Source organism: Litoreibacter roseus (genome assembly GCF_009811795.1).
In the GTDB taxonomy this organism is placed as follows: domain Bacteria; phylum Pseudomonadota; class Alphaproteobacteria; order Rhodobacterales; family Rhodobacteraceae; genus Litoreibacter; species Litoreibacter roseus.
Genome location: NZ_BLJE01000006.1, coordinates 1 through 19,460, shown reverse-complemented (window position 1 = coordinate 19,460; position 19,460 = coordinate 1). Strand labels below are relative to the sequence as shown.

At 56.8% G+C, this 19,460-nt stretch carries 13 protein-coding genes; 10 read left to right on the top strand and 3 right to left on the bottom strand.

What is annotated here, in order from left to right:
* Window positions 1-340: 340 nt before the first annotated feature.
* A complete protein-coding gene (locus KIN_RS19025) occupies window positions 341-2,896 on the bottom strand; it encodes a PA14 domain-containing protein (protein ID WP_159810096.1) in 2,556 nt (851 codons plus the stop codon).
* A gap of 184 nt (window positions 2,897-3,080) precedes the next feature.
* Here KIN_RS19025 and KIN_RS19020 point away from each other — a divergent pair, with 184 nt between their 5' ends.
* From KIN_RS19020 to KIN_RS19010, 3 genes are read left to right on the top strand one after another with little or no spacing between them, the layout of a single operon-like run.
* Window positions 3,081-4,775, top strand: coding sequence for an ABC transporter transmembrane domain-containing protein (locus tag KIN_RS19020; RefSeq protein ID WP_159810094.1), 1,695 nt, complete (start codon window positions 3,081-3,083; stop codon window positions 4,773-4,775).
* Complete coding sequence (locus KIN_RS19015) at window positions 4,772-6,865, top strand: peptidase domain-containing ABC transporter (protein ID WP_159810092.1); 2,094 nt, start codon at window positions 4,772-4,774, stop codon at window positions 6,863-6,865. Before KIN_RS19020 ends, KIN_RS19015 begins: the two co-directional genes overlap by 4 nt.
* Window positions 6,862-8,190 (top strand): HlyD family type I secretion periplasmic adaptor subunit, encoded by a 1,329-nt coding sequence (locus tag KIN_RS19010; protein WP_159810090.1) that lies wholly within the window; start codon window positions 6,862-6,864, stop codon window positions 8,188-8,190. Before KIN_RS19015 ends, KIN_RS19010 begins: the two co-directional genes overlap by 4 nt.
* Window positions 8,191-8,558: 368 nt before the next feature.
* Here the strand turns inward: KIN_RS19010 and KIN_RS19005 are convergent, their stop codons facing one another.
* Window positions 8,559-9,458 (bottom strand): LysR family transcriptional regulator, encoded by a 900-nt coding sequence (locus KIN_RS19005; protein WP_159810088.1) that lies wholly within the window; start codon window positions 9,456-9,458, stop codon window positions 8,559-8,561.
* 119 nt (window positions 9,459-9,577) lie between these two features.
* Here KIN_RS19005 and KIN_RS19000 point away from each other — a divergent pair, with 119 nt between their 5' ends.
* From KIN_RS19000 to KIN_RS18990, 3 genes are all read left to right on the top strand, one after another.
* Window positions 9,578-10,363 carry an SDR family oxidoreductase gene (locus KIN_RS19000; RefSeq protein WP_159810086.1) on the top strand — a complete coding sequence of 262 codons (786 nt, stop codon included), beginning with the start codon at window positions 9,578-9,580 and terminating at the stop codon, window positions 10,361-10,363.
* Between the two features lie 78 nt (window positions 10,364-10,441).
* A complete protein-coding gene (locus KIN_RS18995) occupies window positions 10,442-10,750 on the top strand; it encodes a nuclear transport factor 2 family protein (RefSeq protein WP_159810084.1) in 309 nt (102 codons plus the stop codon).
* Window positions 10,751-10,801: 51 nt separating this feature from the next.
* Window positions 10,802-11,512, top strand: coding sequence for an IS6 family transposase (locus tag KIN_RS18990; protein WP_159810082.1), 711 nt, complete (start codon window positions 10,802-10,804; stop codon window positions 11,510-11,512).
* A 416-nt stretch (window positions 11,513-11,928) separates the two neighbouring features.
* Here the strand turns inward: KIN_RS18990 and KIN_RS18985 are convergent, their stop codons facing one another.
* Entirely contained in the window at window positions 11,929-12,366 is a 438-nt protein-coding gene (locus tag KIN_RS18985) for an ion channel (RefSeq protein WP_159810080.1), read from the bottom strand.
* Between the two features lie 85 nt (window positions 12,367-12,451).
* Between KIN_RS18985 and KIN_RS18980 the strand changes: the two genes are divergently transcribed.
* Genes KIN_RS18980 through KIN_RS18965 form a run of 4 tightly spaced genes read left to right on the top strand, consistent with a single transcriptional unit; the run spans window position 12,452 to window position 19,066 of the window.
* On the top strand, window positions 12,452-13,699 hold the full coding sequence (locus KIN_RS18980; protein WP_159810078.1) for an efflux RND transporter periplasmic adaptor subunit: 1,248 nt from the start codon (window positions 12,452-12,454) through the stop codon (window positions 13,697-13,699).
* A gap of 4 nt (window positions 13,700-13,703) precedes the next feature.
* Complete coding sequence (locus tag KIN_RS18975; protein ID WP_159810076.1) at window positions 13,704-16,754, top strand: efflux RND transporter permease subunit; 3,051 nt, start codon at window positions 13,704-13,706, stop codon at window positions 16,752-16,754.
* A 48-nt stretch (window positions 16,755-16,802) separates the two neighbouring features.
* Window positions 16,803-17,978: a DUF898 family protein gene (locus KIN_RS18970; protein ID WP_159810074.1), complete on the top strand. Its 1,176-nt coding sequence runs from the start codon at window positions 16,803-16,805 to the stop codon at window positions 17,976-17,978.
* Window positions 17,975-19,066: a M48 family metallopeptidase gene (locus tag KIN_RS18965; RefSeq protein ID WP_159810072.1), complete on the top strand. Its 1,092-nt coding sequence runs from the start codon at window positions 17,975-17,977 to the stop codon at window positions 19,064-19,066. Before KIN_RS18970 ends, KIN_RS18965 begins: the two co-directional genes overlap by 4 nt.
* Window positions 19,067-19,460: the final 394 nt, after the last annotated feature.

Below are 19,460 nucleotides of genomic sequence, written 5' to 3'. Positions count from 1 at the left end.
CTCAAAAACTTCGATTTGTACACTCAAGAAAGCGCCGTTCAGGGTGGGTCTTTAACCTACCAACGACAGGCATCAAAAGCACAGCCGCGATGTTAGCGAGCACAGCGTGATTCACAGATGGACTCAAGGATCTGGGTGGAGGAAATGCCGGTGTATGAGAGCAAGCGAATGTAGCACGACCCGCAATTAGTATTGCGGCGGAGGTTGCGATATTGGGTACCTCACTCCCTTTGAACATCGCGGCTGTCAGAACCCGCACGACATGGCCCGCCGAACCCACCACGTCTTGACTTGCCAATCCAATGTGACGCGCCACCTTAGTACGACAGATCTGTAATAGCTACCAATCGACCCGCTCATAGGTATCAGTGCTGACTGCAGCGATCTCGTCGCTTGAATGTTGCGGCACACTTTCTGACATCACATCGCCCTCCAAAAAACCCTCAGCACTTTGGTCCATCTCGGCGTCCCAACCCTGTTGGTTCGCGCCGCTTTGCTGCAAAAGATCGTCATCCTGATTTTGCTGTTCAGAAGCAATTTCAGCATCGCCAACAGTCAGCGAATAGGGTGTGTGTGTGCTTACTTCTGCCCCGTTGAACGCTTTGTCGGTCAGCGAAATGTGTCCTTCGATGACACCTTCAAAACCTGGGGGAGGCGAAATTTCCAGCACCTCCACGTCTAGACCTGTCAAGTCTGCAGGTTTCCCATCCGTTACGATGGACACGTCCCCAATGTGCAAAATTGTATTGGCAGGAAGCCCGTCGATTGAAATCATTGCCGCATCGCTGGCATCGCCGATATCAAGCCCGACCTCGAGTGTAGCGTTTTCGTCAACAGCGGTATCGAGGTCGGAGGTGACAAGCTGACGCCCCTCTGTATCGGGACCTTCCCATTCCAGCTTCAGTCCGGCATGGCCGTAATTTTCAAAGTATTGGACTTCGATGTCATATGTGCCGGGTTCCAGATCAATTTCGCCAGAGCGGGTTCGAAAGCCGTGTAACCCATCATTGTTGATCAGCGGTTCTCCATTGATGTAAACGATCAGACCGTCATCACCGCCAGCAAAGAATGTGTAGTCACCCCCCTCTTTGACAGTAATCTGCCCTTCCAGTTTTGCCCCGAACGTATCGGTAGATCCGCCGGCCCAGAATGACCCCTTGCCGTTGACATAATTGATGTCCTGCACAAATTCCTGATGGGTTGGATCGCTGTCCCAATCGATGTCAGCGATCTCGCGCAAGCTGTGATCGACATCGAAGTAGCTCGCCTTGAAGCCGCCAACCATCGTGGCCTCTGGAGCGTTCAAGTTGGCTTCGTTGACGTCAAAGGTCAGCGGATGTGCGGACCTTGCGGACTGGCCGGATACGTCGTGCACGGTGATAATAATTTCGGCGTCAATCTGTCCGACAAAATCTGGCGATGGGGTGATGGACATGATGTGCGTGTCCAAGCCTGTGAGGTCGGCCACACCCGCATCGTCCACCGTGATCGATATGTCGCCAGCTGACACAACAGTGCCTTCGGGAAGCGCTGTAAGCTTGACCGTGTCCTCGGGACCTAAGGCGGCCTGATCAATATCCAGATCGACAGTCAAAGGGATCCCGCCAATCGTTTGCAAAGCATCTTGATCAGGTGAAGCCACAAGTTCGCGGCCGTCAATCCCAGGGCCTTCCCACTCCAGCTTCAGACCAGCACGGCCATAGTTCTCGAAGTAACGGACCTCGATGTGGTGGGTGCCCGGTTCGAGTTCGATCTCGCCCGTACGTGTCCTGAACCCGTGCAATCCGTCGTTGTTCACAACAGGCTCGCCGTTGACAAAAAGCATCGCCCCGTCGTCCCCGCCCAGCAAAAAAGTAAAGCTTCCGGCCTCCTCAACCTCGACGTTGCCTGAGATTTTTACGCCAAACGTGTCAGTGGATCCACCGTCCCAAAAGGAGCCGCGCCCGTTGGTGTAGTTGATTTCCGATGTCACCTCCTGATGGGTCGGTGGGCCGGACCAGTCAATGTCATTTAACTCGGACAACCTGTGGTCAACGTCAAAATACTCAGCTTCGAAGCCAGACATGATCGAGACATCTGGCACTTCCAAAACTTCAAGGGCAAAGCTCTGGGTGAGGGACGCGCCAGCGCTGTCGGTGACGGTGACCTCGACCTCGATCCGGGCGGCATCTTCGTTATCAAGGCTGATCCCCGGCTTGAGCTGCAATGCGCCGTCTACGACTTCAAAGCGATCATCGGACACGTCAAAGCTGTGTTGATCATCCGCATCGGGATCAATGACCGACAGCGTGCCGACCACAGCGCCACTGGCATTCTCGGCCACCGCCATGTTGGAAAGCTCGATCTGTTCAGGCGCGCGATTAGGAGTGTTTTCGGCATCGTCGATCTGTTGTGGATCAGAAGCTGGTTGTTCAATGGAAACGAAACCCAATGCGCCGGTTTGAGCATTTGGTGCCGATTGAGTTATGTCCGAACCCGTCGTTGCGAGACTATCCGCAGGCGTAACACTTTCAGGCTGTCCACGCTCTTGCGCGGGTTCAGGAGCGTCGATTTGAACCGGAATCTCTGTAGGAATTTGTTGGGCCGCGCCTGGCTCTGAGCCATCGTTGGTGCTGCTCTGATGACGGGCTGGGAAGCTGTCCCCGCCATCTCCTTCACTGTTCTTAGTGTCGGGTGTAATGCGACCCCATGGCTCGTTCCCCGAGGACCGGGCACCGGGTTGTCCGCTGCGACCGAGGGTGCCGTTTTCTTCGCTGCCATAGTGTAGGGCGCTACGCGTCTGATCCTCTTCCGTCACTGTCGTCGCTCTGGAAAACGCATCCGCGAGTTGTTCTTTGTCGTCGGGCCTGTCCTGTTCGGTGCGACCTTCTCCAAAAACGTTGTCAGATGGTTTCATCACGGCGACCCTCACTAAAATATTCACTCTGAATGAATCTCGGGCTATCAGGACATCGTTGACGATCCGTTTCTTTATTCCGAAGCAATTGATTGAAATACTGTCGATCTTTTCTTTGAGAATTTACCATCGAGCAATGATCAGCGTGCCAAGTGAAGGGTGTTTCTAAGGTGGCTCTGCAAACATGCTCAATGACACATGGAGAGGTCGCGTTGGTGGCCTCCGCATAGATGGTCCTATTATTGCAGCGTCTTTGGCGCTCAATACCCTTGCATTGCTGACGCCCGTGACAATCTTGCTGATTTTTGACCGCGTTATCCCGTTTCAGTCTTATGAAACACTTAGTCTGCTGACCTTGTTGCTGTGCGCGTCTACAGGGTTGGAATTTATATTGCGCTGGTCACGATCGGTCGTTCTGAACGCAGCCGCAGAGCGGGCGGCGGTTGACAACCATATGCGATTTCTCAATCGGGTCAGCGCGGCCAACGTGCGCAAATTTGCCAACATTCCCGCGGCCTTACACCTTGAGCGATACGGGGCGGTTACCCGATTGCGTGACCACTTTTCCGGCCAGAACCAAGCGCTTGCGATAGATTTGCCATTCACCGCCGTATTCTTTGCAATGGTTGCTCTGATTGGCGGGTGGCTGGTCATGGTTCCGCTGGCATGTCTTCTGGCGGTGCTGGTCTTTGCCGCCATCATGAAGTCCGCGCAGGGCTCTATCTTTGACAATCGCAAAGCGTTGGATGAACGGCGCTATTCGTTCCTATCAGACGTGTTGTCCAAGATCGCGACAGTCAAATCGAACACGATGGAGCCGCAGATGACCCGCCGGTTCGAAAGGCTGCAGGGTCAGACAGTTGAAACCAGCCACAAGCTGATTCTGTTCTCAGGATTTGCACAGAGCTTTGGATCAATCATTTCGCAATTGTCGATTGCCGGCATTGGCTTGTTCGGAGCCTTTCTGGTTATTCAGCGATCCATTGGCATCGCTGAGCTGGCAGCCTGCATGATGCTGAATGGCCGGATCATCCAACCGCTTACGCGGCTTGTTACGCTGCGCGTTCAATCAGAGATGATCTCTGTGTCGCGGCGCATGCTGGAAAAGATGGACGCTTTGGAAAGCCCGCATACGCCCGAGCGTCCGGTGCAACCCTTGCGGGGCGACATTGTCTTGAGAGAAGTTGTTTTGGGCGAAGCTGGCAGCACAGCGCCGATCTCCAAAGTTATCCCGGCAGGATCAACTGTCTTGGTCGAGCCGCAACAAGAATGGGCCATGGCATCTCTGATTGATGCGATCACAGGTCAGGCCTCCCCCCACGGCGGCAGCATTCTTATTGACGAGTTGATGGCTGTCGACCGGCTGTCAGAACGCGGTGCATCTGCGTTGGTCGTGCTGGAGCGTGCGCCAGCGATCTTCACAGGCACTGTGCTGGACAATATCAGTGCCTTTGGCGATGCCGAACAGATCGAGCGGGCCAAGTGCTTCGCACGACAGCTTGGTCTGGAGCGGCGAATCTTCCGGCAACCGGCCGGGTATCTGACCGAGTTGAACACCAGCAATATTTTTGAACTGGACCGCGTCAATCGGCAATTGATTGCGCTGGTGCGCGTGCTGGCACTGCAACCCAAGGTCTTGCTGATGGACGAGCCAACCAGTTTTTTGGAAACACCCGAACGCGAAGCGCTCAGCAAGTGCCTCGCCAGCCTGCCATCGCGCCCGACCATATTGATGGCCAGCCTAGACCCCCGCATGAAACGTCTCGCTGACGATATTCTGTCGATTGGACCCGCAAATGAAGCGGATTTGGCCGCATGGGATGCAGACGCACGGGCCGATGCGCAGGCGGCACGCAGACTTGAAGCAGGTGCAGCATGACCGGCATCGCGATCCAACAGGCGAACGCTTTGTTGCAAACGGTGTTGTTGGCGGGCGGCTGGCGCAGTGATGACGTAACTGTCTTCGAAGCGTTTCCGCACATGTCCCAAGAATTGCATCCGGCCGAACTGCGCCAGACGCTCAACAACATGCGCATTCCCTTTTCGGAGGTGCGGTGCCGCGAAACGGACATCACACAAGCTGAATGTCCGGCACTTGTGATACCGGACAAGGGATCAGTTTACGTCGCATTGGATCAGACAGCCAGTGGCCTTTTGATCGAAAGCGCTAAACCGTCAGGTCGGCGAACACACTCTGCCACACGCCGCATCGTGCAGGTCCTTCGGATTGAGCCACACCAGCGCCAAAGCGTAGACCGGCGCGCAACAAATGTGTCCGAAACGCTTGGCGCGCTACGACCCATGCTGCCATGGCTGATCCTCGCTTCGTTTCTGACCAACGCGCTTGGCCTGTTGACCCCGCTGCTTATCATGGCGATTTACGATCGCGTCATCCCGGCGGGCTCGGTTGATCTGCTGGTGTCGATGGCCATCGGGGTGGGCGTCATCCTAGCGACAGATTTCAGCCTTCGCTCTGCGCGCAGCACCGCCATTGCCTATGTGGGACGCGAGGTTGAGCAGTCTTTGTCAGTTGCTCTGTTCCGCAAATTTATGGCGCTGCCTTTGCAGCAACTGCAAAAGTCTAGCGTCAATCAGCAACTGTCGCGGTTCCGCCAATTTGAAGCACTGCGCGATGTGTTTACGGGCCAAGTCATGAGCGGTCTTCTAGACCTGCCTTTTGCACTGATCTTTTTGGCGGTCCTTATGTATATCAGTATTCCAGTGGGCGTGCTCACCTTGTGCGTCATTGCTTTTTTCGTTGTTCTGAGCTGTGTGGCGTTGCCCATACAGAAGCGGCTGGATGCCAAGGCCAGCGCCGAAGCCGAGGCCAGCAAGGCGGTCTTGCAGGACGCAATCAACCACCAGAGTGCAATTGTAAATCTGGGTCTGGCCGAGATCTGGCGCTTGCGCAGTGTGCCCTTGACAGAAGTGTCTGAACGGGCATCAGGCCGCGCGCATCAATTCCGGACATCAATGCAGTCGCTCGCGCAGACCGCGACGGCATTAGCGACCGTGTCTGCAATTGTGCTGAGCGCACAGGCCGTGCTGGCGGGCGATTTGAGTTTCGGCGGGTTGATCGCAGTAATCGCCTTGGTGTCCAAGGTCATCGCTCCTTTGCACGCCCTACATGCAAATATCCCTCAAATCCTGATGTTCTTGAAAAGCCAGAAACAAGCGGACCGTGTGCTTGCCCTGACTGAGGAGTTTGAACAGGGGCATGCGGCCTTACATCAAATGACTCTAGAGGGTGCCATTCAGTTTTCGGGTGTCACATACCGCCCCGACCCACTGACGAGTCCTTTACTCAACCAAGTCAGCTTTGGCAGCAAACCCGGTGAACTGGTTGTGGTCATGGGAACCGGGACGAGCCGCACAGCGCTGCTCGACCTCATTGGTGGGCTCTATGTGCCTCAGGCTGGAACAATTGAAATCGATGGCATTGATATGCGCCAACTCGCGCGGGACGAATTGCGGCGTTCTGTGACGTCAGCGCGCCAGAACAGCGCTTTTTTCTACGGCACAGTCGCACAGAACTTCCGTCTCGGCACCCCAATCCTGTCCGAAGCGGAGATGACAGCTGCCCTAGCGCATGTCGGCCTCAAGGGCGACTTTGAGGAGTTGCCAGAGGGCCTCCAAACCAGATTGCGCGACGATGCGGCCAGCGCGCTGCCTGAGCATTGGCTCAAGGCGCTGTCGCTTGCGCGCAGTATCGCCCGGTCTGCCCCGATCCATCTTTTTGCCGATCCAACCGCAGGTCTGAACGATCAAGGTCGCAAGGGTTTCAAGGTATGGGTGGAACAAGTGAAAGGCGCGCGCACCCTATACATTGCCACGTCTGATCGATCCTTTCTGCACCTTGCTGATCGTTTTCTGTTTCTTGATGAGGGAAGGCTTGTGGTGAATGACACGGGCGCACAAGGGCTCAAAAAAGTCATGGCTGTTTTAAATAATCTTGAGGATTTGTCATGAAACGTAGAACAGGACCTCCGCACGCCAAAGGTGCGATAGACCGCGCAAAGCAAAAAGAGCTGATCCGCCAGCCGCGCCTCGCCGCGCGTATCGCGTTCAGCTTGTGCGCAATGCTCATTGGGCTGATTGTTTTGGCCGCCAATACCAACATGCCAAACGTGACGCGCGCACCTGGCGAAATCCTGCCACAAGGCAACTACAGCCAGGTTGAAACCCTTGAAGGCGGCATTGTCGACGCCATTCATGTGGTGGAAGGGGAACTTGTGGCCGCAGGCACCCCTTTGGTTGATTTGAAACAGCCTGACCTCCTGCGCAACATCGCGACCCTGAGCGCGCAGGAACAACATGAACGGTTTCGCCTCGAAAACCTGCGGGCTTTGAAAACAGTGTTGAGTTCCGGCGCGCCACTCACATCGAACAGTGTCGACGTCCTGCGCAGCGGTGGGTTTGACAGTGCGGCCGACCAGCTCGACCTGCATGTGCAAAACCAGACGGTCAGGACACTTGCAATTGATCGGCAGTCCGAAACGATCAGCGTCCTTGCCGCCGCACTTGCATTCAATGAACAGCGTGTCGCGGCCAAATCAAAGCAGATGGATACAACACGCACGCTACGCGAACAGGGCCTAATGACCGAACGTCAATTTCAGGTGGAACAAGAGCAACTGAATGCACTTCAGGTGGCGACGAACGCTGCGCGCGTCGAACTGGCCGAAGCGCGTGGCGCACTGGCGCGCACGACCGCTGAGCGGGACCAAGCGCACCTGGACCTGCGGGAACGGACACGTGACGAAATTCAAAGCAAGGGTGACGCATTGGTGGAACTGGCCGCAGCACTGGCCGAAACGACCGCACGTCATGCCGACTTGTCAGTCGTGGCCCCCGAAAGCGGCGTCGTTCAATCTGTCGCTTTCCCCAATCTGGGAGAAGTAATTGAGCCTGGCGAGACATTGTTCGAAGTTGTTCCCGCTCAAAGGGGGTTGGTCGTCGAGGCGCGCATTCCCGCCAATGACATCGGACATATCGACATGGCTCAGCCTGTGTCTATCGGCGTAGATACGTTTGACCCGCGGCGATTTGGCAGGGTCACCGGGCAATTGCTATCCTTGTCGCCCGTACCCATTACTGATGAGGTCACGGGTGAGCACTACTTTCGTGCCGCTATTGGCCTGAACCAGACTGTTATAGGTCAAGAGAAACAGGTGCGTGCTCTTCGCTCCGGTATGACTGTGGTCGCTGAGATTGTAACCGGCGAACAGACCGTCCTCGCTTACTTCTTGAAACCCATCGATACGACCCTCAGAAAATCCTTCTCAGAAAGGTAGCACCACATCGACTGGCCCGGGTGGTGCGGTAACACGTTTGAAATAGCAAACGAGAATAATTGACGGTTGATTAACAGAGCATGGATCAGAACATTCATCCGCTGCGGTTGCGGCAAGTTACAGCTATGACGGGTCGAACCCTCGATTTTTAAAGAATGATGCAAGGCTCCGAATGACCATCGGTGACGGCCCAAACCGGCCATTCAACCACCGGTCGGCGTGCTGCGGTGCGGCGCAGCAGATCGGCCATTCGTTGCAACCGCGAAATCAAGGGATGGAGAATTCACAGTTCGTGGGACTTTGCCGCTGTTCAGCTGGTATTATTGAAAATCAGCTTTCGGGCCGCACCGCACGTTACGGATTTGGGCTCAGTCAGTAATTGCTGTGTTGGACCGAACGGACCTCCTCATGAGATCAATGAAGGCCCTCACTTTGGCTGGCACATAATTCGAGGGTACATAGACAGCGTGTAGCGGAAAGGCCTCCAACTCATATTCAGGCAGGACCCGTACAATTGACCCTTCGGACAGACCGTCTTTGAATACCCATGTTGGGCCCAAGTGCAGACCTTTGCCCGCTGAGATCAGCTTGCGAATGGCTGCCACGCTGTTCACTGTCAGGTTGCCTGACATAGGCATCGTTACCTGTTTTCCGTTCTGGCGCATCTTTATTGACGTATTGTTCTGTTCGGGCCGGTAGATGATGAATCGGTGCTTTTCTGCCTGTGCAGGTGTCATCGGCATGCCATTGGCCTCCACATAGCTGTTTGACGCGACAATGACCCGTGGCACGGATCCGAGCCGCCGCGCAATAAGGCTGGAGTCCGGCAGACGTCCGATACGGATCGCCACATCGATGTTTTGCTCCAAGAGATCCGAGAACGTGCTCCCGAGTAGCAACTCGACTTTCAAGTTCGGTGCTTGCTCTTGAAGCTTACTGAGGACCGGCGCGACAAACTCGGCCCCGAAATCAACGGGTGCGGTGACACGCAGCATGCCCGTCGGCGTGTCCGCTGTGCCCGCGATCCTGGCCTCAAGCGCTGATTGCTGTTCGATCAAGGCCCGCATGCCCTCGTAATACTGAGTACCCTCCTCGGTCGGTCTTGAGCGCTTGGTAGAGCGTTGAAGCAGCTTGACGCTCAGTCGATCTTCCAGAGCGGCAATCTTGCGGCTCACGGCTGAGGGATCGGCGTTTATCTGTTCCGCAGCGGCTTTGAGGGTGCCCGCATCGACGACGCGCAGGAAAAGCTGTTCATTTGTCTCAAACATAAATTGCGATTTTCGCATGCAGTGAATGACAAATCTCTGTCTACATGAAAATTGGCTGCCGCGCCATCTTCATCGGCAAGACAGGCATGATCCTGTCTCCAACCAGATGGAGAAAGAAAATGACAACCGAAACAAACACATCCGCAAACTACGGTCGCGACCTTACCGGTAAGGTCGCACTAATCACCGGCTCTGCCCGCAACATGGGCCGCGCCTTTGCGCTCAGCCTTGCGGCCCGTGGCGCAGATATCGTGGTGCATCACCACGCAGCCAGCTCGGCAGCAGACGCCGAAGAAACGGCTCGCCTCGTGCAGGAACATGGGGTGCGCGCCCTGATCACCAGCGGTGATCTGTCCGACGCATCAGCGGTCGACGCGATCTTTGCCGCCGCTAAGGACGCATTCGGGCGCATCGACATCGTCATCAACAATGCGGGCGTCGTCATCAAGAAGCCCTTTACCGAGATCACTGAAGCCGACTTTGACCGCGCCTTCGGTATCAACACCAAGGCGGCATTCTTCGCGATGCAACAAGCGGCCAAACACATCGAAGACGGCGGCCGGATCATCAACATGGGCACAACATTACTGGGGGCCACGACGGGCATGTACGGCGTCTATGCCGGGTCCAAGGCTCCGCTGGAAGACTTCAGCCGTGCATTGGCGAAGGAAATCGGCAGCCGGGGTGTGACGGTGAACGTCGTTGCTCCTGGTCCGATCAATACCGAATTCTTCCACGGCGAAGAGACCGAGCAATCAACCGCCTACCTCAGCAACATGAGCGTGGCCGGACGGCTGGGTGAAATCACCGACATCGTCCCGCTGATTGATTTTCTGGCCTCTGACAGCAGCCAGTGGGTGACCGCGCAGACCCTGTTCATCAACGGCGGCTTTCTGGCCCGGTGATGTGCCGAAACGGATAGATCAGCGCGGCACCAATTGTGCCGCGCCGCATCGCTCAACAAACACCCAAGGAGAGTTAGAATGAACCGCATTGCTACACTTGTTGCCGCATCCATGTTGCCAACCTTTGTCGCCGCACAGCAAGCCCCGATCGCGGAACCGGCCAGCAGCACCGAAACCAAACTACAAAACCTTCTGGATCGCGAAGAAATCCGCCAGGTCATTACGAATTACGGGTTGGCCTTTGATATGCAGGATTGGGACCTGCATCGCTCGGTATTCACGGACGAAATCCAGATGGACTTTACGGCTTCGCTTGGTGGCGGTCTGCAGACCATGGCGGCAGATGGTTGGGTGAGTGCGGTAAAACCGTTCTTCGGGGATTGTTGAGTTAAGCGCCAACGTCGGCACATGATCGAGCATCTGACAGAGGATCATGCCATGCCAGCACCGAAGAACCCGTTCAAAGGTCACCGTTTTCCAAAGGATATCATCTTGCAAGCCGTTCGCTGGTACTGCCGGTTCGCGTTGTCCTATCGCGACGTGAAAGATTTGCTCGAGGAGCGCGGCGTTCATGTCGATGCGGCGACGATTTACCGGTGGGTCCGAAAGTTTGGACCCGAGATCGCCAAACGCTCATTCAAACACAAGTCCTGCCGCAGCCTGATCTGGCACGTCGACGAAACCTACGTTCGGGTCGGCGGCAGATGGCGCTACCTTTGGCGAGCGGTTGACCAACATGGCCGGTTGATTGATTTTCGTCTTACTGCGCGGCGTGATGCAAAAGCGGCCCGGGCGTTCTTTCGACAAGCGTGCGACAACGCCCGGCTATACCAGCCGATGACGATCGTCACGGACAAGGCTCATAGCTACGCCAAGGTCATTGGCGAGATGAACCGTTGGTCGTTCCCGGGTGAGGAAATCCGGCACGTTGATCGCAAATGGAAGAACAACCGGATCAGAAGCGATCATGCCGCGCTCAAGAAACTGGTCACGCCGGCGCGCGGCTTCAAATCGCTCAGCGCCGCAAAGGACACGCTCAAGGGGATCGAGGCTGTTCGCAGTATCAAGCGAGGGCATGTTGTCGGCAGGGAAGCGGGCGTCGCGGGCGAAGTGCGCTTTGTGGTCAGCCTGTTCAAAGAGGCAGCATGAGACCTGCCAGAATGCATCGGCAATTCGATGCCAAACAATTTAACGCAAAAGTCCCCATGATCCTCAATCAGAAGCTCGATCATGTGCCGACGTTGGCGCTTAACGCAACAATCCCTTTGGGAAGCATCTGAACAGAATTATCAGGGTGATCACTTCTGGACGCCGATCACCCCCTCAACGGGGTCAATTTTGCATGCCGTTTCACACTATATTCTGCATTATCCGGTCCACAACGTCGTTGCTGCTTTGCTGGCGATATCGCAATCCCGGCCGTTCTGTCGTATATCTTGCTGGTGGTATCAGCCGTAGTGATCAGCGTGGTCCTTTATGAAGCTGTGCGCCGAGCCGGACCGTTGAAACCACTTTTCGGGCTACGATATATACGCTCCATGTCCGGCGGACAATCCTGATTGTGCTCAATCCCCGCCCAGAGAATTCGGCAAGACCCGTGTGACCAGCGCGACTAGAAACGCGGTGCTCAACCCGAATGTCAGAAGCCCCGTGACAGACGCAAACGCCCCCAGAAGACGCATCTCTTTTGCCAGAACGACATCGCCATAGCCCAGCGTCGTATAGGTGACCAACGAGAAATAGAGCGCGTTTTCGAACCCCGACAAGGCGTCAAGGTAAAGCAACGAGACCGCCCAGACCCAGACCTGAAGTGTATGGGCAAAGACAATCATCACGAACGCAAACCCGATAAGCAGCGCGACCTTGATTCTGGGCACCCGCATATCCGCCAGGCGCGCCAGTCTTGCGATCCAAGGAACACTGCCAACGATAATGCCCACATGGGCAAAGGCGCACAGAACCAGGAGCAGCGTTCCCGATGTTATCTGCCCTATCAGCGTCATCGCCCAACACCCTCTATGTTTACCAACCGGTGCGAATAAGCCATAGATTCTCCTTAGTGGAAAAGACATAGCGGAGGCAAAACGCATGCTTTTTAGACGGTGCACCCTGTCGTGCTGCATGATCATGTACGCTTTCGCGTCACAGGGCCAAAGTAAGGACACCCCGCCCCGCCCCGCCAAGGTGGTCATCGTTGAGGCGGCAGAAGACACGCTCAGACGTCAATACTCTGCCATTGTCGAGCCGTCACAGCAGGCCGTTCTATCGTTCCGCGTCTCAGGCCGGGTTATCGAACTGCCTGTGCGGGCGTCTGATTTCGTGACTGACGGCGATGTGATTGCGCGTCTTGACCCTCGAGACTTCGAAGCGCAGATCACCCAACTGACCAGCCAGTTGGATCAGGCCAACGCCGAGCTGAGCGCGCTGCGGACCGGCGCCCGGGACGAGGAAATTGCCGCGTTTCAAGCGGACGTGGACGCGGCGCAGGCCCAGGCCGACCAAGCACGGGAAGCGGCGCAGCGCAGTGAAGGACTGGCCGAGCGCGGCGTTGTCGCCGAAGCCCGCGTCGAGCAAGACAGGGCGGCGCAGCGCGTCGCCGAAGCACAGTTGCAGGCCGCGTTGCAGCAACTGTCGATTGGCCGTTCAGGCGGGCGCGCGGAAGACATCGAAGCGGCCGAGGCGGCCATTCGCGGGCTTGAAACGCAGATAAAGACCGCGCGCGACAATCTGGAGGATGCGACATTGCGTGCTCCCTTTGACGGCATCATCGCACGGCGCGAAGTGGAGAATTTTACCAACATTCAGGCGGGACAGGACGTCGTCCTTTTGCAGCGTTTGTCGGTTGTTAATCTGGTCTTCGATGTGCCCGGCCCCGACGTTCTGTCGTTTGCGGGCACCGGGAATGTCGATACGCACGTCAGTTTCACTGCCTTGCCTGACGAACTCCTTCACGCCGAGTTGGTCGAATTCTCGACCCAGGCCGACTCCGCCACACAGACCTATCGCGGGCGCGTCGCGGTTACCTTGCCGGAAGGGGCAAACATCTTGCCGGGCATGGTGGGCAACGTCATCGCCACGGCAACGAACGATCAAGTGATGGTGACGAAAATCCCGCTGAGTGCCGTTGACGCCGATGCCGATGGCGCGCCGTTTGTCTGGGTCGTCGATACGGCCAGCGGCGCAGTGGCAAAGACCCCCGTTACATTGGGCGATGTGCAGGGCAGCGATGTGCAGGTCTCCGCAGGCGTTGAGGCCGGCGATACAGTGGTCAGTGCGGGCGTGACCCGCCTGCAGGACGGCATGGTCATCCGGCCGATCAACGAAGTCGAGGGCTGAGCGCGTGGATTTTGCACGATTTGCGCTGGAAAAACGTCTGATCTCGGCGTTGGCCACTGTTCTTATTCTAGCCGCCGGCGTGTTCGCTTATACAGCGCTGCCCCGGTTCGAGGATCCGGAATTCATCATCCGCCAGGCACAGATCATCACACCTTACCCGGGCGCCAGTGCCGAGGAAGTGGCCAATGAGGTCAGCGACACAATCGAAGGCGCGTTGCAGCAGCTACAGGGCGTGAAAGAGATCAAATCCGTCTCTTCCCCCGGCCTGAGCACAGTGACGGTTGAATTCACCATCTCATCGGCTCCAGATTTTCCCCAGCTTTATCAGCGCTTTGCCCAGATGCGTGCCAAGATTGACGACAGTGCGAGTCAGTTACCGCCGAATGCCCAGCCCCCGCAAATATATGACGATTTCGGTGATGTCTATGCGCTTTATTTCGCGATCACCGGCGAAGGTTTTTCCCTACCCGAATTGCATAACTACGCCAAGCAATTGCAACGTGAACTGGTGCTGATCGATGGTGTTTCGAAAGTCGTGCTGACGGGCGTTCAGGATGAAGTCATATATGTGGAATACTCGCCCGCGCGTCTGATCAAGCTGCGCCTTCAGCCCGCTCAGATCGCCGACGTTCTGGAAGGCCAAAACCTTGTCACGGCGGGCGGATCGCTGGCCGTGGGCGACACCCGGATTGCGGTACGCGCACAGGGGGCGATTGGATCGACTGCGGCCATCGAAAACCTTGTCATATCCAGCGCCCAGACCGGAGCATCGTTTCGATTATCGGATATTGCGACCGTCTCGCGAGGTCTGAGAGAACCGGCAACCAACCTACTCTTTCGCGATGGAGAACCGGCAATTGGCATCGGCATCTCGAACGTTTTAGGCGGTAATGTCGTCGCAATGGGCGACGCCGTGAAGGCGCGCATGGACGCGCTGACCGTGGATCGGCCCATCGGGATAGACATCCTGCCGATCTCGGATCAGTCGGCCAGCGTGAAGGCTTCGGTCAACGACTTCGTAATGAATGTCGTTCTGGCTTTGGTCATCGTCGTCGGCACACTTCTGATCTTCATGGGCCTGCGGTCGGGGCTGCTGATGGGCGGGATCTTGTTGGTGACCGTTTCAGGCACGCTGTTCGGCATGTATATTTTCGGACTGGACATGCAGCGTATCTCGCTAGGCGCCTTGATCATCGCGCTTGGGATGCTGGTCGACAACGCCATCGTCGTGGTCGAGGGCACCTTGGTACGAGTCCAACGGGGCGAGCAGACGGCAAAGGCAACTGTCGCTGTTGTCAACCAAACCAAATGGCCGCTTCTGGGCGGCACCATTGTTGGCTTTCTGGCCTTCTCGCCCATCGGATTTTCGCCCGACTCCACAGGCGAATATGCCGGCAGTCTGTTCTATACGATCACGATTGCGCTGCTGTTCTCTTGGCTAGTGGCGATCTGGCTGACACCGTATTTCTGCACGCTGCTGTTGAAACCCGGCGAGGGCCAGTCGCCCAAGGAAAACGCCGTCCTCAATGGCTATCGCAACCTTTTGCACACCGCGATCCGGGTCCGGTATTTGACCGTCGCGCTGGTGGTCGCGTTGTTCGCATCTGCTGTTTTGGGGTTCAGTTTGGTGCCAGCCGGGTTTTTCCCCGCCTCGACTCGGGCGCAGTTCGTCGTGGACTACTTCCTGCCGGAAGGCACTTACATCGCACGGACTGAGCGGGACCTGCTGGAGCTATCCGAGCACATTCGCGGGCTGAACGGGGTGACGGGCACCAACACGGTCGTGGGCGGCGGCCATACTAGATTCATGCTGATCTATGCCGCCGAAGATCGGAACCCCGGCTATGGGCAAATCCTGGTGGATGTGGATACCTATCAAAGCATCGCGGATCTGCGCCCGGCAATCCAGAATTGGATTGACGAGACCTATCCGGACTCGAACTCCAAGGTTTGGCAATTCGTCCTCGGCCCCGGGGGCGGATCAAAGATCGAGGCACGGTTCTTTGGCCCCAATCCGGCGGTCTTGCGCGAATTGTCGGGCACAGCTGAGGCCATAATGGCGCAGGCAGGTGCAGTCGCGATCAAGAATGACTGGCGCGAGCAGGTCAAAGTGATGCGCCCGCTCATAAACACCGAAAACGCCCGCCGGCTGGGTCTGACCCAGGGCGAGATATCGAACGCGATCTATGCTCATTTGACCGGCACTTCGATCGGCGTCTACCGCGAGGGCGACGAATTGATGAACGTCGTGATGCGCCCGTTCGAAGTGGACCGCAACAACATCGCTGGATTGCGGGACATCCAGGTCTTTTCGCAGGTGACAGGCAGCTATGTCCCGATCTCGCAGGTCGTCGATGATTTTCAGCTGGTCTTTGAGGCCGGCAATCTGCGCCGGATCGACCGGGCGCTAGCCATTACCGCCCAATCGGACAACGCTCCGGATGTGCTTTCGGGTGATCTCTTCAATGCCGTGCGCGCGCCCATCGAGGCGATCGATCTTCCGCCCGGCTATTCGATGGAATGGAAAGGCGAATTCGGCAACAGCCGGGAAGCGAATGCAGGTCTGGCAACAACGATGCCCATCGGCTTTGGCGCGATGATCGTCGTCGTCATTCTGCTGTTCAACGCGGTACGCCAGCCGCTGATCATCTGGCTGACCGTGCCCCTTGCTTTGATCGGCGTCGTATGGGGTCTGGTCGTCACACAGACCGCGCTGGAATTCATGGCCATCCTTGGCATCCTGTCACTGACAGGCATGTTGATCAAAAACGCGATTGTCTTGATCGACGAGACCGACAGCCAGATCGCGGATGGCAAAAGACCGATGCAGGCTATCGTGGACGCCGCCGTCAGCCGGGTCAGGCCCGTCGCGCTTGGTGTTCTAACAACAGTTCTGGGTGTGATCCCGTTGCTGTGGGACCCGTTCTTTCAATCCCTCGCGGTCGTCATCATCTGCGGGCTCAGTTTCGCCACGATCCTGACCCTGATCGTTGTGCCAACGCTATATACCATCTTCTTCAACGTTCGGGCGGACCAGAAGACCGCGGCCAGCTAAGACGTAAAGCAGAGCCTGGAACGGACCGACATGAATGCAGGAGCACATTTGGAAAACACATCATACAAGGTGAAATTCAGCGGTAATCGCGCCGAACTCGCAAAGGAGGTGTCGATCACTGCGTTGCTAACGTTGTTCACCGCCGGCCTCTACAAGTCGTGGATGAAGACACGGCTGCGGCGCTGGTACTGGTCGTCGGTCCGGATCGGCGATCAACCGCTGGAATATACCGGGCTGGGGAGCGAGAAGTTTCTGGGTTTCATGATGGCGGTTGCATTTCTGGCGTTCTACATCTGCGTGGTCAACGTCATCTTGATGTATCTGAGCTTCAGCCTGGTTTACTCCGAACATGGCGGTGCGATTGTCTCAGCCATCGGTCTCTTACCGCTCGCCTTCTATGCGCAATATCGCGCGCGGGCCTATCTCTGTTCTCGAACACGCTGGCGCGGCATTCGGTTCGCGCTGGAAGACGGGGCCGGTGGATTCGTTTGGCGCTCGCTTGCGGGTCTTGCGGCCAGCGTAGCGACGTTGGGTCTGCTGCTGCCATGGATGGTTTTTCAGCGCGAGAGATACCTCACCGACCGGACCTGGTATGGCTCGGTCAATTTGGAACAAGGCGGCGATTGGAGAATGCTGCTCCCTCATGTGCGATACTTCTTCATCGGCATTGTGGCATCGGTCCTGGTGATCGCGCTGGGCCGCCTTGCGGATCCACATATTCTGTATGGGCTTTGGGGCACGATCCCGATTGCGCTGGCTGGCTTTCTTTACTTCCGCGCTGAAAGCTTCCGGGAACTGATGAACCGCAAGCAGGCTGGCGACATGAAGATCGCAGCCGCACCACCAACGGCAAAAATCGTTCGCACGTTCATGATCGGAAACACGATTGTCTTTCTGTTCTGGGCGCTTGCAGTTGCAGCCGTGACAAATGGTTTCACTCAAGGGTTCGCAGGGCTCAAGTTCTCGGAATACATGGACTTCGTTACCAATAATGCCGTCCAGTGGATTGTTCTGAGCACTATCTTTTTGACCACTGCCGTAATCTATCTGGTCTGGAGCATCCTAAACCACGTCTTTGTCCTTGTGCCGATGACCCGGCTCTTTGCTGACAGCGTGATCTTGGAGAACACCGAGTTGATGGCACGGGTTGCACAGCGTGAGGGTGAGGCACAGACCGGCGCGAGCGGGTTGTTTGAGGCGCTGGATATGGGGATGGGGATATGAGTGTGTTCTATTTCAATGGAAAGACGGCTGTCAGCCAAGAAGCACAAGCCAGAATCGAGACCGACAGCTTGTCGATTTCAGTCAATGGCGTTCCTCGCGCGGAATGGCCCTTGGCCGATATCCGGTCACAAAGCAAGGCTGGTGCCAAAGACGCGCTTTTGCTCAGCAGCATCCGAGACGACGCCGCACGACTTCATGTGACCGATTCCGCCCTTGTCGCCGCGGTGCGACGGGCATGTCCGAACCTGCATGCGCGCCCTGCGCTTGCCAACCCGTTGCGATATGTCGGGTGGTTAGCCGCAGCCAGCGTGGCCGTTGCCGTTTCCGCAACGGTCCTGCTGCCGTATCTGTCTCGCTCCCTTGCTGGCATAATGTCAGCCGAGGCAGAAAGGCGCATCGCCGATCTACCTTATGACAAGTGGATCGCCAACATTAGCGCCAGGCAGGAAGCGCCGATGCGTTTCTGCTCGACGCCCAAAGGGGACGCCGCGCTGGACAAGGTCTTTGTACGAGTTTTCGGCAATTTCGAACTTCCGTTCGAGCTGGACGTCAAAGTGACCGACAACCGCAGTACCAACGCAGTCGCCTTCCCTGCAGGCCGCATTCTGGTCTATCAGGGGCTGTTCGACGCGACCGAGACGCCTGCGCAGTTCGCTGCGATCATGGCGCACGAGGTCGGACACGTCTATGCAAAGCACATGACCGCGATCGCCCTGCGCAACGCAGCCTCGACCGGGATAGGCGACCTGCTATTAGCTACGTTCCCAGGTGGACAGGTCGTCGCGGATTTCACCAGCAACCTCCAAGCTTCCTCGTTCGGGCGGCAATCGGAACGGGAAGCTGACGCATTCGCCCACGAGATTCTGACTGAGGCAGGGATCAGCCCTATAAACCTGGCCGAAGCCTTCACCCTCATGCAGTCGATGACGCTCGAACAATCCGGCATCCTGACCTATCTGCACACCCATCCGGCACACGACGGAAGGATCGAAGCCGCACTGGCCGCAAGCGAAAGTAAGGAATTCTCCGACGACCCGATCCTCACCGAGGATGAATGGGCGGCTTTGACATCCATCTGCGCCGAGTAGCAGAGCCAACGCTATGCCACATTTTTTCGATCTACCAACCGGAGACTCAGGCTCGGGCAAGTCAGCCTCCAACCATTCGAGGGTTTAGTATGCAAAGGGAGGTTGATGAAGAAGCCAGACAAGGCTCCCCTAACCTGGATGAATTTGCGAGGCGCTCTACGAACTGAGCAATCAACGGCCCCGTGAAGCTGTTGGCGCATGGCGCAGCGAGAGGCAGCTTCGTCTCGCGGAGCCGCCGTCGCAGCATTCACCAAGCTCATTGTCCGGTGTGCGGGACAAAGCATGAGTTCGCTGCACGTGCTCCAGTTTCCCCTTTCGGGACATCTAGATGGATCACTCAACACGATCCGGCAAACCGCGATCGTTGTTCCACCACCTGTTTGGATTGTCGTTG

What these genes read in the sequence shown, in the direction of transcription:
- KIN_RS18995 (WP_159810084.1), top strand. Translation starts at nt 10,442, where the DNA reads ATGAACCGCATTGCTACACTTGTTGCCGCATCCATGTTGCCAACCTTT.
- KIN_RS19005 (WP_159810088.1), bottom strand. Translation starts at nt 9,458, where the DNA reads ATGTTTGAGACAAATGAACAGCTTTTCCTGCGCGTCGTCGATGCGGGC.
- KIN_RS19010 (WP_159810090.1), top strand. Translation starts at nt 6,862, where the DNA reads ATGAAACGTAGAACAGGACCTCCGCACGCCAAAGGTGCGATAGACCGC.
- KIN_RS19025 (WP_159810096.1), bottom strand. Translation starts at nt 2,896, where the DNA reads ATGAAACCATCTGACAACGTTTTTGGAGAAGGTCGCACCGAACAGGAC.
- KIN_RS19000 (WP_159810086.1), top strand. Translation starts at nt 9,578, where the DNA reads ATGACAACCGAAACAAACACATCCGCAAACTACGGTCGCGACCTTACC.
- KIN_RS19015 (WP_159810092.1), top strand. Translation starts at nt 4,772, where the DNA reads ATGACCGGCATCGCGATCCAACAGGCGAACGCTTTGTTGCAAACGGTG.
- KIN_RS18985 (WP_159810080.1), bottom strand. Translation starts at nt 12,366, where the DNA reads ATGACGCTGATAGGGCAGATAACATCGGGAACGCTGCTCCTGGTTCTG.
- KIN_RS18965 (WP_159810072.1), top strand. Translation starts at nt 17,975, where the DNA reads ATGAGTGTGTTCTATTTCAATGGAAAGACGGCTGTCAGCCAAGAAGCA.
- KIN_RS19020 (WP_159810094.1), top strand. Translation starts at nt 3,081, where the DNA reads ATGCTCAATGACACATGGAGAGGTCGCGTTGGTGGCCTCCGCATAGAT.
- KIN_RS18990 (WP_159810082.1), top strand. Translation starts at nt 10,802, where the DNA reads ATGCCAGCACCGAAGAACCCGTTCAAAGGTCACCGTTTTCCAAAGGAT.
- KIN_RS18980 (WP_159810078.1), top strand. Translation starts at nt 12,452, where the DNA reads ATGCTTTTTAGACGGTGCACCCTGTCGTGCTGCATGATCATGTACGCT.